Source organism: Massilia mucilaginosa, from assembly GCF_011682145.1.
Taxonomy (GTDB): domain Bacteria; phylum Pseudomonadota; class Gammaproteobacteria; order Burkholderiales; family Burkholderiaceae_D; genus Telluria_A; species Telluria_A mucilaginosa.
This window is the reverse complement of the sequence record NZ_WHJH01000026.1, coordinates 25,902-39,364: the sequence shown is the minus strand read 5'-3', so window position 1 is coordinate 39,364 and position 13,463 is coordinate 25,902. Positions and strand designations below refer to the sequence as shown.

At 63.0% G+C, this 13,463-nt stretch carries 14 protein-coding genes; 8 read left to right on the top strand and 6 right to left on the bottom strand.

Annotated elements, in window-relative coordinates; genetic code table 11:
- Positions 1 to 107 precede the first annotated feature (107 nt).
- Entirely contained in the window at positions 108 to 599 is a 492-nt protein-coding gene (locus F2P45_RS19785) for a GNAT family N-acetyltransferase (RefSeq protein WP_166878941.1), read from the bottom strand.
- Positions 596 to 1,876, bottom strand: coding sequence for an MFS transporter (locus F2P45_RS19780; protein WP_166878939.1), 1,281 nt, complete (start codon positions 1,874 to 1,876; stop codon positions 596 to 598). The genes F2P45_RS19785 and F2P45_RS19780 overlap by 4 nt, the downstream gene beginning before the upstream one ends.
- A gap of 125 nt (positions 1,877 to 2,001) precedes the next feature.
- Between F2P45_RS19780 and F2P45_RS19775 the strand changes: the two genes are divergently transcribed.
- The gene (locus F2P45_RS19775; RefSeq protein WP_166878936.1) at positions 2,002 to 2,613 is read left to right on the top strand and encodes a lysophospholipid acyltransferase family protein; all 612 of its coding nucleotides are present in this window, start codon (positions 2,002 to 2,004) and stop codon (positions 2,611 to 2,613) included.
- A gap of 342 nt (positions 2,614 to 2,955) precedes the next feature.
- On the opposite strand, the gene F2P45_RS19770 is transcribed toward F2P45_RS19775, so the two are convergent.
- Entirely contained in the window at positions 2,956 to 3,978 is a 1,023-nt protein-coding gene (locus tag F2P45_RS19770; RefSeq protein WP_166878934.1) for a CDP-6-deoxy-delta-3,4-glucoseen reductase, read from the bottom strand.
- Between the two features lie 198 nt (positions 3,979 to 4,176).
- On the opposite strand from F2P45_RS19770, the gene F2P45_RS19765 reads away from it, so the two are divergent.
- The 4 genes from F2P45_RS19765 to F2P45_RS19750 all read left to right on the top strand — a co-directional run bounded on the left by F2P45_RS19765 (position 4,177) and on the right by F2P45_RS19750 (position 6,139).
- Positions 4,177 to 5,064 (top strand): SDR family oxidoreductase, encoded by an 888-nt coding sequence (locus tag F2P45_RS19765; RefSeq protein WP_166878931.1) that lies wholly within the window; start codon positions 4,177 to 4,179, stop codon positions 5,062 to 5,064.
- A gap of 22 nt (positions 5,065 to 5,086) precedes the next feature.
- Complete coding sequence (locus F2P45_RS19760; RefSeq protein WP_166878928.1) at positions 5,087 to 5,290, top strand: hypothetical protein; 204 nt, start codon at positions 5,087 to 5,089, stop codon at positions 5,288 to 5,290.
- Between the two features lie 87 nt (positions 5,291 to 5,377).
- Entirely contained in the window at positions 5,378 to 5,686 is a 309-nt protein-coding gene (locus F2P45_RS19755; protein WP_229505182.1) for a hypothetical protein, read from the top strand.
- Between the two features lie 186 nt (positions 5,687 to 5,872).
- Positions 5,873 to 6,139 carry a hypothetical protein gene (locus tag F2P45_RS19750; protein WP_166878927.1) on the top strand — a complete coding sequence of 89 codons (267 nt, stop codon included), beginning with the start codon at positions 5,873 to 5,875 and terminating at the stop codon, positions 6,137 to 6,139.
- A gap of 196 nt (positions 6,140 to 6,335) precedes the next feature.
- Here the strand turns inward: F2P45_RS19750 and F2P45_RS19745 are convergent, their stop codons facing one another.
- The 3 genes from F2P45_RS19745 to F2P45_RS19735 form a co-directional block, all read right to left on the bottom strand.
- On the bottom strand, positions 6,336 to 7,535 hold the full coding sequence (locus tag F2P45_RS19745) for a glycine-rich domain-containing protein (RefSeq protein ID WP_166878924.1): 1,200 nt from the start codon (positions 7,533 to 7,535) through the stop codon (positions 6,336 to 6,338).
- A gap of 289 nt (positions 7,536 to 7,824) precedes the next feature.
- On the bottom strand, positions 7,825 to 9,579 hold the full coding sequence (locus tag F2P45_RS19740; protein WP_229505181.1) for a sensor histidine kinase: 1,755 nt from the start codon (positions 9,577 to 9,579) through the stop codon (positions 7,825 to 7,827).
- A gap of 283 nt (positions 9,580 to 9,862) precedes the next feature.
- The gene (locus F2P45_RS19735) at positions 9,863 to 11,620 is read right to left on the bottom strand and encodes a glutamine--tRNA ligase/YqeY domain fusion protein (protein ID WP_166878918.1); all 1,758 of its coding nucleotides are present in this window, start codon (positions 11,618 to 11,620) and stop codon (positions 9,863 to 9,865) included.
- Positions 11,621 to 11,784: 164 nt separating this feature from the next.
- On the opposite strand from F2P45_RS19735, the gene F2P45_RS19730 reads away from it, so the two are divergent.
- The 3 genes from F2P45_RS19730 (at position 11,785) to F2P45_RS19720 (ending at position 13,449) form a co-directional block, all read left to right on the top strand.
- Complete coding sequence (locus F2P45_RS19730; RefSeq protein ID WP_166878916.1) at positions 11,785 to 12,075, top strand: J domain-containing protein; 291 nt, start codon at positions 11,785 to 11,787, stop codon at positions 12,073 to 12,075.
- 88 nt (positions 12,076 to 12,163) lie between these two features.
- Positions 12,164 to 12,667: a hypothetical protein gene (locus F2P45_RS19725; protein ID WP_166878913.1), complete on the top strand. Its 504-nt coding sequence runs from the start codon at positions 12,164 to 12,166 to the stop codon at positions 12,665 to 12,667.
- 2 nt (positions 12,668 to 12,669) lie between these two features.
- Entirely contained in the window at positions 12,670 to 13,449 is a 780-nt protein-coding gene (locus tag F2P45_RS19720; protein ID WP_166878911.1) for a hypothetical protein, read from the top strand.
- Positions 13,450 to 13,463: the final 14 nt, after the last annotated feature.

Genomic DNA, 13,463 nt, shown 5'->3' with positions numbered 1-13,463 from the left:
ATGTGCGGCTTGCGCGCATTGCTGCGCCACGCCAGGGTTGGCACTTCGTTAAGCACAGTCCTATATTACACCTTTCGTTGATATTGCCCAGTGCAAATGAAATCGGGTCATGCGGGCTGCCAGCGCAGGGCGTCGGCGTGCTCGTCGGCGCGCTCGATGGCGAAGCCCATGCTCAGGTACAAACGGCGCGCTTGCGGGTTACCGCGGTGCACCGACAAGGTCAGCGGCAGTTGATGAGCGGCCGCCCATTGCTGCAGCGCGCGCAGCAGCGCGCTGCCGGTGCCGCGTCCGCGCGCCTGCGGCAGCAGGGCGATATCGACCAGGCGCAGCGCCAGCGGCCCATGGTCGACGACGATGCGCGCCACCGGCTCGCCGCCCTCCTGCAGGATCAGATACAGGGCATCGGGAAAGCGCGCGCGGTAACCGGCCATTTGCAGGCGCTGCTGCATCGACATGATCGAGGCCGCCAGGGTCGGATCGGCGCGGCCGCTGCCGAGCAGGTCCTGGCGCGTCGACGCGTACAGGCGCGCCAGGAACGGCGCATCGCCCGGCAGCGGCGCGCGCGCGCCGAAGGCGTGCAGATGGGCGGCCAGGCTCATGCCCCGGCCTTGGCATCGCGCGCGGCGGCCTCTTCCGCTGCTTCCTTGTCGTGATGGGGAAAGCGGTCCATGCGCGAGAGCACCGGGAACTTGAAGATCCAGATCGCCGTGACCGCCAGGGTGGCGGCGCCGCCGAACAGGATGGCGCGGGTCAGGCCGAACCAGCCGGCGGTCAGGCCCGACTCGAATTCGCCGAGCTCGTTGGACGCGCCGATGAACACCGCATTGACCGCGCTCACGCGCCCGCGGATTTCATCCGGCGTTTCGAACTGCACCAGCAGATGGCGCACGTAGACGCTGACCATATCGCCCGCGCCGAGCAGGAACAGGGCCGCCAGCGCGACCGGAAAGCTCGCGCTCCAGCCCAGCACGAGGGTAGCCAGGCCGAACACGGCCACGCCGCCGAACATCCACGCGCCGACGCGGCGGCGGATTGGATAGAACGCCAGCAGCACCGAGCACAGCGCGGCGCCGACGCCGGGGGCGGTGCGCAGCAGGCCCAGGCCGGCCGAGTCCACCTGCAGCACATCGTGCGCGTACGCCGGCAGCAGCGCCGTGGCGCCGCCGAACAGCACCGCGAACAGATCGAGCGAAATGGCGCCCAGCATGATCGGGCGCGACCACACGAAGCGCAATCCTTCCAGCACCGTGTGCCAGGTGGCCGGCTCCTTGTTGACCGCCTGCGGCGCGCTTTTGGTCAGCGTCATCAGGATCACCGACAACACCAGCAGCGCGGCGGCCGCCATGTACACGGTCGCCGGCCCGGCGATGTACAGCAAGCCGCCGAGCACCGGTCCGACAATGACGGCGACGTGAAAGGCCGACGAACTGAGCGCGACAGCCTGGCTGAAACTCTCGTTCGGCACCATATTGCGCAGCACCGCCTGGGTGGCCGGCATCATGAAAGCGCGCGCGCTGCCGAACAGCACCAGGACCGCGAACACCGGCCACACCACGGCGATCCCGCTCACGGTGAAGGCCAGCAGGAGCGAACCGCACAGCAACTGCGTGATGAGGCACAGAATGATGATCAGGCGCCGGTTGTAGCGGTCGGCGGTATGGCCGGCCAGCAAAATCAGCACCAGGAAAGGGGCGAACTGGGCCAGGCCGATCAGGCCCAGGTCGAACAGGCTGCCGGTCATCTGGTACACCTGCCAGCCGATCGCCACGCTTTGCATCTGTACCGCCAGGGTCCCCAACACGCGCGCCGCCAGGTAAAACGAGAAATTTCGGTTGCGCAAAACACTGAAACCGTTGGACGGCGACATCACGGACATAGGAACTTTCGGGGCGGGGCTAAGCAGGTAGGGTAAAATGATTCTTTCTAGAACCATCAACGTTGTATTGTGCCCGATGTTTCCCGACCCTGCTGGCTGTGCCCCCTCCTTGCCGTTATTGTTTTATGCAGAAGACCATATTTGATACCCCTGTCGTCAACACCCTGATGAGAGGTTTTTCCCTCCTGACCTTGCGGCTGATGGGCTGGCGTACCGAAGGGCTGACGCCGGAGCAGATTGCCGGCTATTCCAGGTACGTGCTCATTGCCGCGCCCCACACCAGCAACTGGGATTTCCCGGTCACGCTGATGGTGTGTTTCGCCTTGCGGCTGCGGGTGTACTGGATGGCCAAGTCGAGTCTGTTCACATGGCCGATCGGCTGGCTCTCGCGCTGGCTGGGCGGCATAGCGATCGACCGCACGGCCTCGAACAACACGGTGCAGAACACGATTGACGCGTTCGCCAAGCGCGAGCGGCTGGCGGTGATTGTCGCGCCGGAAGGCACGCGCGGCAAGGTCACGCACTGGAAGACCGGGTTTTACCACATTGCGCATGGCGCCAACGTACCGATCGCGCTGGCCTTCCTCGACTTCAAGCGCAAGACAGGCGGGATCGGGCGCATGTTCCAGACCACGGGCGACATCGCGCTCGACATGGCCGAGATCCAGCAGTTCTACAGCGGCGTGACCGGCAAGAACAGCGACCAGTTCGACGCCAGCGCGGTCAAGCGTAAATAATCCTACAACCGGGGTCAGAGCTTTGACTTGCAATTAATTCCTAAACCCCATCACCGGGGTCTGAGCTCTGATTAGACATGAGTTGCTGATCAGACGGTAAAGTGCCGGTATTGATGCGCATGGTCAAAAAAACGGGGCTTGTAGCCGTGACCAGGCCGGGTAGAGCCTGCGGTTAAGCAATTTATTGCCAATCAGAGGTCAGCCCCCGGTTGGCGCGGCTGGCGTGTAGGAAATGTTTCGAGTCAGAGCTCTGACCCCGGTGTGGACCGCGGCTGGCGTGTAGGAAATGTTTCGAGTCAGAGCTCTGACCCCGGTGTGGGCCGGGGGGGGGCGTGGCCCGGATCAGGCCAGGTCGGCTTCGCTGGTGAAGGCGTCGGCGTAGAATTCGTCGGCGGGCAGCCCGCATTGCTCGACGTACTCGCGGCGCGCGGCGTCGACTACCACCGGCGCGCCGCAGGCGTATACCTGATGGCCGGACAGGTCGGGGAAGTCGTGCATCACGGCGGCATGCACGTAGCCGGTGCGCCCGGTCCAGTGGTCTTCCGGGAAGGCATGCGAGACCACCGGCACGTAGCTGAAGTGGGGCAGGGTGGCCGCCCATTCTTCGCACAGCGCGTTCATGTACAGGTCGACAGGCCGCCGTCCGCCCCAGTACAGGCTGACCGGACGGGTGGAACCCAGGTGAATCAGGTGCTCGACCAGCGCCTTGACCGGCGCGAAGCCGGTGCCCGAGGCCAGCAGCACGATCGGCTTGTCGGACTCTTCGCGCAGGTAAAAGGTGCCGAACGGACCCTCGAAACGCAAAATGTCGCGCTCCTTCATGGTGTTGAATACTTGCTCGGTGAACAGCCCGCCCGCCATGTAGCGGATGTGCAAGGTCAGCGGACCGCCCTGGCTGGGCGCGCTGGCCATGCTGTAGCTGCGCCGCTTGCCGTCGCGCAGCATGAATTCGATATATTGGCCGGGACGGTAGGCCAGCGCTTCATTGGCCGGCAGTTGCAGGGTGACGATGGCCACGTCCGGCGCCGGTTTTTCGATGCTGGCCACGCGCGATGGCATCTTGCGCACCGGATAATCGGTGCTGCCACCCACTTCGCGCGCTTCGATCACCAGATCGGCCGCCGTGATGGCGCAGCAGAACAGCGAAAATCCCTGGGCTTGTTCTTCCTCGCTCAGAGCGCGTTGCTGGTGCGCCTTGTGCGTGACCGTGCCGGACACAACCTTGCCCTTGCAGGAGCCGCAGGCGCCATTCTTGCAGCCGTAGGGCAGGCCGACGCCGGCGCGGATCGCCGCCGCCAGCACGGTTTCGTCCGCTTCACAGGCAAACTGGTGGCCGCTGGGCTGGACAGTAATCTGAAACGTCATATCGTCATCATCAATCAAAGCTACATAATCGGGGTCGATTGCACTGTTGCTGCGGCTTTTGCCGCGGCGATCGACGGTTGCCGGTATTTTACATGCACTCCCGACAGCGCCGCGTGCAACAGGCCGCCGGTCCCCGGCACCAGCTGCGCCCTTATCTTGTATATTGTCCGGCTACGCCATCGATAACCATCCATTCACATGATCACCATTTCATCCTTCAAACGGCCGCGCCTCCTGATTCTCGGCTGCGGCGATGTCGGCATGCGCCTGCTGCCGCTGGTGCGCGCGCGCTTTCGCGTGTTTGCCGTGACCAGCAACGCCGAACGCTGCGCCGAGCTGCGCGCGGCCGGCGCGATTCCCATCATTGCCGACCTGGACCGGCCGGCCAGCCTGAAACGCCTGGCCGGCCTGGCCGACTGGGTGGTGCACATGGCGCCACCCCCGAGCGAAGGAACGCTCGATACGCGCACCCGCAAGCTGTGCGCGGTGCTGCCGCCCGGCGCGCGCATGGTGTATATCAGCACCACCGGTGTGTACGGCGACTGCGGCGGCGCGCTGATCGATGAAACCCGCACCGTGGCCCCGCGCAATGCGCGCGCCCAGCGCCGGGTCGATGCCGAACGGGTGCTGCGCGCTTGGGCGACCCGCAGCGGCGCGCGCCTGGCGATCCTGCGCGTGCCCGGCATCTATGCGCGCGACCGCCTGCCGCTGCGCCGCCTGGAGCAGGGCACGCCGGCGCTGCTGGCCTCGGAAGACGTTTTCACCAACCACATCCACGCCGACGACCTGGCGCGCATTGTCTCCCTGGCCTTGTACAGGACATTGCCAGGACGCATTTATCATGCGGTCGACGATACCCACATGAAAATGACCGATTATTTCGATACCGTGGCCGACGCCTTCGGCATGGCGCGCCCGCCGCGCGTTGCGAGATCGCAACTAGTTGCTTCGGTATCGCCTATGTTGCTGTCGTTCATGTCCGAGTCGCGCCGCATGAGCAACCGCCGCATCAAGCAGGAACTGGGCGTGCGCCTGCGCTATCCGCAAGTGGCGCCGGCGGTGGCGGCGATGGCGCTGGTAAAATGACGGTCCTCACTAAGGAAGCGCGATGACCTACGAAGAATATCTTGACGAAGTAACCACCCTGATCACCGAAAAGTACAACCTGAGCGATGCCGCCGCGATCAAGCTGGTCGTAAAGGCGCAGGACGCCGAATTTTTCGTCGAGCATGACGAAAAGGAAGCCATGCGCACCGTTGACCGCGCGCATCAGGATGCCAAGGCCTTGTATCTGGCCAGCCAGAAGAAATAGGGCAGGAACCCGGCTGTCAATGGGCAAATACTGGCGCTCGTTTGACGGCCGTCAAGTTCTGGACGCGGCTTGGTCGTATCGTGTGCGATGTCGTTTCTCAATTGCTCACTTGTGCCTACCGCCGTGCCGCATCGGATCATCCAGCCCAGCAAAGAACAAGTCCGTGCCTACATGGCCCGGCGCGAGGGCGCGCGCCGCCCGCCGCCGCCGCCAGACGAGATCCGCCGCCAGCTCGGCTGGCGCCTGGTCCCGAACGACAGTGAGCGCTTGCTCGTCGAATTCTATCTGATTCCCACCAACTACAGCCGTTTGGCCACGCAGATCGCGCTGGACTGGCTGTTTGCGCCCGTGCGGCGCGCTGCGCGCCGGTCACAATCTCACCAAATATTGCCTTAAATACAAAGTGTATTGAGTTTAAGTTCTGTTGGTTGAGCGAATGTCAACACTTAGGTGTATGATGCAATCCTATGCCGAAGCAGCCGCATATTCGGGTTGTTTTTGCCATTGCCGCTTACTAATCGACTGTAAAGACAGTGCCCTGGCGAATATGCCACGGGCGCGAATTTCGAGAGACTTAAATTCATGACCAACCGCAGATTTCCAGAAGAACCGACTTACGATCCCAATAAGGTGCTCGATGCCATCATCGAACGCTTGCAGCTCAAGAACGATGCGGCTTTGTCGCGCGCGCTTGAAGTTGCGCCGCCTGTGATCAGTAAAATTCGCCACCGCACCTTGCCGATCGGCGCAACCATCCTGCTGCGCATGCACGAGATCAGCGATTTCAGTATCCGGGAATTGCGCGCGATGATGGGCGTGCCGGCGGTGAGCATCAGCCTCAACGCCTGAGGCGAGCCAAAAGAAAAGGGGCACCGCGTGCCCCTTGGGATTGCCGATCCGCTGTGCAGCGCGTCGGCTTTCGTTTTCCGATTTAGAGCCCGTGTGCGGAACTGGCAGCCGCCATGCCTGCCGGACCATGGCGTGGCGCACACTGTGCGTGCGGCAGTGCCTTACTCATTCCAGTATTGCGCGTGGCCTGACGTGTTCAAGCCGGCTGCGCGACGCCCTTGCTGATCGCTAGCAGCAGCTCCGACGTGGCTGCCGTGACGATCGTTGGCTCGCTCGCGACCCTCGTGCACCAGGCTGATTGCACAGCCGCAGGCATGGCCCTGGTGCACCACGCCGATTTCACCGCCTCCGTGCTGGTGCGTGTGCACCAGGCCGCTTTGGCTTCTGGCGTCACGGTGCGCGTGCACCATGCTGCTTTTGCCTCTGGCGTCACAGTGCGCGTGCACCAGGCGGATTTGGCGCTGTCGGTGGTGGTGCGGGTGCACCATGCGGCTTTTGCCTCTGGCGTCACAGTGCGCGTGCACCAGGCGGATTTGGCGCTGTCGGTCGTGGTGCGGGTGCACCATGCGGCTTTTGCCTCCGGCGTCACAGTGCGCGTGCACCATGCTGATTTGGCGCTGTCGGTGGTGGTGCGGGTGCACCAGGCGGCTTTTGCCTCCGGCGTCACAGTGCGCGTGCACCATGCTGATTTGGCGCTGTCGGTGGTGGTGCGGGTGCACCAGGCGGCTTTTGCCTCTGGCGTCACAGTGCGGGTGCACCATGCGGCTTTGGCGCTGTCGGTCGTGGTGCGGGTGCACCAGGCCGATTTGGCGCTGTCGGTCGTGGTACGCGTGCACCAGGCGGCTTTGGCTGCTTCGGCGTTGGTCCGGGTGCACCATGCGGCTTTGGCGCCGGCCGATACCGCCGTTTCACCTTCGGTGGCGGTGCGTGTGCACCAGGCCGATTGCGCGCCGGCAGCTTCCAGCGGCGCTGCCGCTTCCACGGTGCGGGTGCACCAGGCGGCGGCGCGGGCGCCGTACACTTCGCCGAAGGTGCTTTCATACAGGTCGCGCATGCGGTTGCCGCAGTCCTGCAGGTGCTGCGTATCTTCTTCTTCGCCGCTCATGCCGACATACGGATAGTGGTGCAGGAAGTAGCCGAACGCGTGCTCGCAATCTTTCGCGTATTTCATCGTGTCGAGAATATGGTAGTGCCAGAAGATGTCGACTTCAATCATCGGCGCGGTTTCGTCTTCAGGGAAGGCCTTCATCAGATACAGGAAACGGCGATATTCCACTTCCACCGCATCGGCCTTTTCCTGCGACCAGCCTTCGCCGGATTCGGCATGCGTGAGCTTGAATTTGATCGGGTCCAGATCGAGTTCTGAAATTGCTTTGATTGCGTCGTTGCTCATCATGATTAAGCCTCTTTTGTAGAGTTGTGATTGGTTTAGTGACTACATTCCCTGTTTGGACTTGCGGATATTGCCGGTGCTGCTGACTGCCTGTCTCCTTTCTTTCTTACGGTCAATCAATTGTCCGATTACATTGATTTCCGTTACTGTTTGAGGATGTTGCGCCGGTCCGCGACCGACTTGTTGACTTAGCTCAATCATTGCTCGGGGGATATTCCTAGTGCACCGCGGATGCACTGACTGTGCCGCAGGCCATACAGGAGGAATCTGTTTAGGACAATGCCCGTCTTCATCAGACAAACGCGGCATGCGATTCGGTTTTGCTGGGTGCGCCGGTGGCGTGGCCACGCGCCGGTTCATTGTGCAAAGGGACGCTCACGCAGACCGTCGTCCCTTCTCCGGCATCGCTGGCGATGGAAAACGAGCCGCCCAGGATGCTGATGCGCTCCTCGATGCCGACCAGGCCGAACGAGCCGACCTTGGCCCGTTCGTTCGCCTGCAAACCGATGCCGTTATCGCTGACGGTCATCGACAGGCGGTTGCCGCTCAGCTTGAGTTCGACCCTGACCCGGGTGGCTTGCGCATGGCGCACGATGTTGCTCAGCGACTCTTGCAGGATGCGGAAGAAGGCGGTGGCCGCATGGTCGCCGAGCGCCACTTCCTTCGGTTCGTCGATCAGTTCGCAGGCGATGCCGGTGCGGCGCTTGAATTCGGCGATCTGCCACTCGACCGCCGCCGACAGGCCCAGGTCGAGCACGTTCGGACGCAGGTCGTTGATGATCTGGCGCACGCTCTTGATGGTGGCATCGATCTGCTGCAGGGTGGAACGGGCGCGCGCGTGCAGGCGCGGATGGCGCTCGCGCGTGCGCGAACTGAGCATGTCCGCTTCGATCCGCAGCGCCAGCAGGTTTTGTCCGAGGTCGTCGTGGATTTCGCGCGCGATGCGCTTGCGCTCGCCTTCCTTGATCTGGTCGGCGTGGGCCGCCAGGCGGCGCAGGTTCTGGTGCGACAGTTGCAATTTGGCCTGGCTGTCGCGCAGTTCGCGCGTCATGCCCTTGGCCATCTTGATGGCGCGCCGGCGCGACGAGGTCAGCGCATGGAACAGGGCGTACAGCAGCATCGAGCTGACCGAGCCGGCCATCATCGCCAGCCATGGCGCGAATTCCTCGAAGCCCGTGTACAGCTCGTTGGCGGAGACGGTGAAGGTGGCGTCCCACTGGCGCCCGTTGAAGTCGATCGGCAGGGTCGCATTGAAGTGCTTGGGCGCCAGCAGGGAGGGCAGGGGCGAGGCGTCGCCGCCGCTGTCGAACAACACGCGCCCGCTCAACTTGTCCGGCCCCATGGCGTTATCGATCAGCATCATGCGCACATTCTTGATCGGCACTTCGTCGATCACGCCCTGCACCAGCTTGTGCACGCTGAAGGCGATCCCGACCGTACCCAGATAGGCGGCGCGCCGCTGCGCCACGGTCGCGGTCGGCGCATGCGGCCGGTAGACCGGCAGGCGCATGCCGAGCCCGGTACGGTTCGGTCCCGAAATGAAGGAAATCGGCAAGCCCGAGGTGAACAGCTTGCCGGTGTCGCGCAGCTCGCCCAGAGTGCCGACGATCAGCGGATTGGTCAACAGGTCGTAGCCGAGCGTGGCGGCCCAGCGTTCTTCCGGCTCCGCGAAGGTGACCACCGTGTAGGAAGGGCGGCGCCCGGGCGGCTTGATGGAAAACTCCTCCGCCTCGGCGCCGTCGGCCGCGCGTTCCTTGCGCACGCGCTGCAGGAAGGCTTCGCGGTCGGCGTCCTGCAGCATCTGGGCGAAATTGATGCTTTCGATGGCAGGAAAATTGCGCGCCAGTCCCAGCCCGTTGACGTAGCCGTGGAACTGGCGGCGCGTGAGCGGCTCGCTGATCTGGAACACGCTGACCGTGCCGCGCAGCACGTCGGTATACGACTTGATGCGGGCGTTGATGTTGTTGCGGGCATTTTGCGCCAGGCCGGCGAAGCGGGCGCGCGAGTCGGTTTCAATAGAATTGGCGGTGGCAAGGTAAAGCACCATGCCCACCGCCAGGGAAAAGGGCAGACCTACCCAGAGGGCGGGCCGAGCCGTCGAGAATGCTTTTATCGTTGTCTTCATAGTAAGCATGGCGCGTTGCATTCCTTTCGGTAGCCGCAAATGGCGATGCAGTGTTTGATCCACATTAACCGGAAGTTAGTTGTCATAATACCTATTTAGACTGATAGGTATGGAGATCGGAAAAGTCTGAATATAGAAAGAACCCCGCCGCGGCAGTGCCGGGGCGGGGTTTGGAGGGGACGAAAGTGTCGCTTCGGGGCAACAGTTATTTAGCGAAGCTATCTTTCAGAGTAGTAATTCTGTTAAATGCCGGCGTGCCAGGCGTGGAGTCGACACGGTCCGCGACGAAGTAGCCGTGGCGCTCGAACTGGAAGCGCTGATCGGGCTCGGCCGCGCTCATGCCCGGTTCCAGGTAGGCGGTGACCACTTCCAGCGCCTTCGGATTGAGGAATGGCTTCCATTCGCGTCCGCCGGCATCCGGCTGCGGCTCGGTGAACAGGCGGTCGTACAGGCGCACTTCGGCCTCCAGGGCAGTGGCGGCGCTGACCCAGTGAATGTTACCTTTGACCTTGTAGGTGTTCGAACCTTCGGTGCCCGATTTGCTGTCCTCGAAATACTTCACATGAACGGCGGTAACATTCCCATCGGCATCCTTGTCGACACCGGTGCATTCGGTCACGTAGCCGTGGCGCAGGCGAACCCGGCTGCCGGGGGCGTCGCCGAGCGGCGGGAAATACCGGAAGTAACCTTTTGTCGGCACTTCCATGAAGTCGTCCTGCTCGATCCAGAGCTCGCGCGTGATAGGGAAAGTGCGCATTCCGCGCTCCGGAAAGTGCGGGTGCACGGGCGAGCTGCATTCGACCGATTCGCCTTCCGGAAAGTTATCAATAATCAACTTCAACGGACGCAGCACGGCGGTGGCGCGTGGCGCTTTCGGGTCGAGATCGTCGCGCAGGCAGCCTTCCAGCGTGCTCATGTCGATCCAGCCGTCGGCCTTGGACACGCCGATGCGCTCGCAGAACAGCTGGATCGATTCCGGCGTATAGCCGCGCCGGCGCAGGCCGACGATGGTCGGCATACGCGGATCGTCCCAGCCGCTCACGATGCCTTCTTCCACCAGCTCGCGCAGCTTGCGCTTGCTGGTGACCACGTAGGTCAGGTTCAGGCGCGCGAATTCGTACTGGCGCGGCAGCGGCTTTTTGAAGAAGCCGCCCTCGGCCAGGGTGGCCAGCAGCCAGTCGTAGAACGGGCGGTGGTCCTGGAATTCGAGCGTGCAGACCGAATGGGTGATGTTTTCCAGCGCGTCCGAAATCGGGTGCGTGAAGTCGTACATCGGATAGATGCACCAGGCGTCGCCGGTACGGTGATGGTGCGCGTGGCGGATCCGGTAGATGGCCGGGTCGCGGTTGGTCATATTGGGCGAGGCCATCGAATCGGCGCCCATCTTGACGCGCAGGATGTGTTCGCCGTCCTTGTATTTGCCGGCCTTCATGTCGCGCAACATCGCCAGCGATTCCTCGGGCGTGCGGTCGCGGAAGGGCGAATTGGTGCCCGGCGTGCCGAAGTTGCCGCGGTTTTTCTTGATCTCGTCGGCACTCTGGCTGTCCACGTAGGCGTAGCCGGCCGTGATCAGGTACTCGGCCATGGCGTACAGGCGCTCGAAATAGTCGCTCGCGTAGTACAGGTGGTCCTGGCCCTGCTGTTCCCAGCTGAAACCGAGCCATTTGACGCTGTCGATGATGGTGTCGACGTATTCCTGTTCTTCCTTGGCCGGATTGGTATCGTCGAAACGCAGGTGGCAGCGGCCCTGGTAGTCGCGCGCCAGGCCGAAGTTGACGCAGATCGACTTGGCGTGGCCGATGTGCAGGTAGCCGTTCGGCTCCGGCGGGAAGCGGGTGATAACTGGCGGCAAGCCCTCACGGACGTGCGCGCCGGCGGCCAGGTCGTTCTCGACGATGGCGCGCAGGAAGTTCGGCGACGGGGCATGCGCAGCCGGCGCCGCAGGGTTTTTTTCGTTGCTCATGGAGGGATGCTTTGCGAATGATAAGGTTGTGTCATTTTAACGCAATTAGGAGTCGCTATCGCTGTCAAAGGGCGCCTGTCCCGGCGCCGGCCGCCGCGTTCCGCCCCTTTGATCCCGTTCTATAGGATAATCTCGCTTTACAGTTTCGGCAGCAGGAGTTTCCCGTGGACAATTTATACACCACCCTCGGCGTGGCGCCGAATGCGACCGACGACGAGATCAAGAAGGTTTACCGCTCGCTGGCGATGCGTTTCCATCCGGACCGCAACGACGCTCCCGGTGCGGAAGTGCGTTTCAAGAGCATCGTCAAGGCTTACGAAATCCTGTCCGACCCGGCCAGGCGCGAGGAATACAACCAGAGCGTCAACCACCGCATCATCATCGATGCGGAAGAAGAGGCTTTCGCCCTGTGGCGTTCGCTGTTCAGCCTGAACGGCGTGACCTTGCCGGCGTAAGCACCGCCCCCAACTTTCGGACATGGCGCGCGCCTGCCGCGTGCGCCGTGCCTCCGCGCTTCATACGCATTACCAACAGGATCAGAAAATGAGAAAAGTACATCCCGAATTTGCCTACCAGTCGCGTGAACTCGGCGGCCAGATCGACGGCATTTTGGGCGACCCGCCGAACCGCAAGAACTACGACATGATGGTCAGTGCGCTGGTTGGCGAATACACCAGCGGCGGCGGCATCGAAGACGTCAACATGATGAGCTTCGCGCTGGTCGACCACATCACCTTCAGCAATCCCAAGGGCTTGCTGGTGGAAGCGGGCGACTACGAAGGCGGCAGCCCCGAGAACGTGTTCGCCATGGCCGCCTGCGAAGGCGATGCCGAAGCCATGTACAAGGCCATGACCGATAACCATCCGGAACTGGCGCGCCAGGCCATCATCACCGCCTTCCTGTTCAAGCACCCGCGCCTGTGGGACGAGGACGACGAGTCGCTCGAACAGCTCTCGCGCGACGATGACGGCGACGACCGCTACGACGACGAAGACGACGGCGTCACCGACGACTTCGCCCAGATGTTCGATAAGGAAGGAGATTGAGCATGAGCGACAACAGCAATCTGCCCGCGCTGTCGAAACAGATCAGCGAACTGGTACTGGCCGGTTCGCTGTCGCATGCCGAGCAGGCGTTTTCGGAAGCGGTCGAGACGCATGGCGACCTGGCCGTGGTCGAGGTGCTCTCCACGCTCGCGCCGCAGGTCACGGCCCTGCATTTGTCCGGCTTCGACGGCGGCAAGACCTCGCTGGCGACCCTGCTTGTGCCGCCCAAGGCCTGGGCCGACAGCCTGGCGTTTTTCGCCGCCACCTGGTCGGACGACATGATCGAAGACGACCCTGAGCGCGTCGCCGAAACCCTGTTCGCGCACGTGCACGGCATCGTCTTTTCGGCCGACGACCCGGAGCGCCGCGCCGAGCTGCTGTCGGAAGCCTCGGCCACCGACCATGGCGCCACCGTGTTCGCGATCCTGTTCTCGATGGCGCCGAAAGAGATGCTCGAGCTGGCTGGCGAAGTGCTGGCCAAGGGCCCGTACATCACCAGCCAGACTTCGTCCGACAGCGACGTGGCGCCGCTCGCGATCGAACTGGCCAAGGCCAGCGAAGATGGCTGGGACCGCGCCCTGTTCGAACTGTTCCCCGACTTCCGCCACAGCGGCGACATTGCCGACGCCGAGTACACCGACGACCCGGACGAAGAACAGCAGTTCCTGATGCGCAGCACCAAGGAATTGCTGTACCGCTTGCGCAAGCAAGTGCCGTCCTCGCGCAGCAATGTGCCCAAGCGCGGCGCGCGCAAGAGCATCGGCACGGGAATCTTCTCGTGATGGAGGCGGCGCAG

Coding starts and splice junctions, on each gene's coding strand:
- F2P45_RS19725 (WP_166878913.1), top strand. CDS start 12,164: ATGAGAAAAGTACATCCCGAATTTGCCTACCAGTCGCGTGAACTCGGC.
- F2P45_RS19735 (WP_166878918.1), bottom strand. CDS start 11,620: ATGAGCAACGAAAAAAACCCTGCGGCGCCGGCTGCGCATGCCCCGTCG.
- F2P45_RS19720 (WP_166878911.1), top strand. CDS start 12,670: ATGAGCGACAACAGCAATCTGCCCGCGCTGTCGAAACAGATCAGCGAA.
- F2P45_RS19750 (WP_166878927.1), top strand. CDS start 5,873: ATGACCAACCGCAGATTTCCAGAAGAACCGACTTACGATCCCAATAAG.
- F2P45_RS19745 (WP_166878924.1), bottom strand. CDS start 7,535: ATGATGAGCAACGACGCAATCAAAGCAATTTCAGAACTCGATCTGGAC.
- F2P45_RS19785 (WP_166878941.1), bottom strand. CDS start 599: ATGAGCCTGGCCGCCCATCTGCACGCCTTCGGCGCGCGCGCGCCGCTG.
- F2P45_RS19760 (WP_166878928.1), top strand. CDS start 5,087: ATGACCTACGAAGAATATCTTGACGAAGTAACCACCCTGATCACCGAA.
- F2P45_RS19770 (WP_166878934.1), bottom strand. CDS start 3,978: ATGACGTTTCAGATTACTGTCCAGCCCAGCGGCCACCAGTTTGCCTGT.
- F2P45_RS19765 (WP_166878931.1), top strand. CDS start 4,177: ATGATCACCATTTCATCCTTCAAACGGCCGCGCCTCCTGATTCTCGGC.
- F2P45_RS19740 (WP_229505181.1), bottom strand. CDS start 9,579: ATGGTGCTTTACCTTGCCACCGCCAATTCTATTGAAACCGACTCGCGC.
- F2P45_RS19780 (WP_166878939.1), bottom strand. CDS start 1,876: ATGTCCGTGATGTCGCCGTCCAACGGTTTCAGTGTTTTGCGCAACCGA.
- F2P45_RS19755 (WP_229505182.1), top strand. CDS start 5,378: ATGTCGTTTCTCAATTGCTCACTTGTGCCTACCGCCGTGCCGCATCGG.
- F2P45_RS19775 (WP_166878936.1), top strand. CDS start 2,002: ATGCAGAAGACCATATTTGATACCCCTGTCGTCAACACCCTGATGAGA.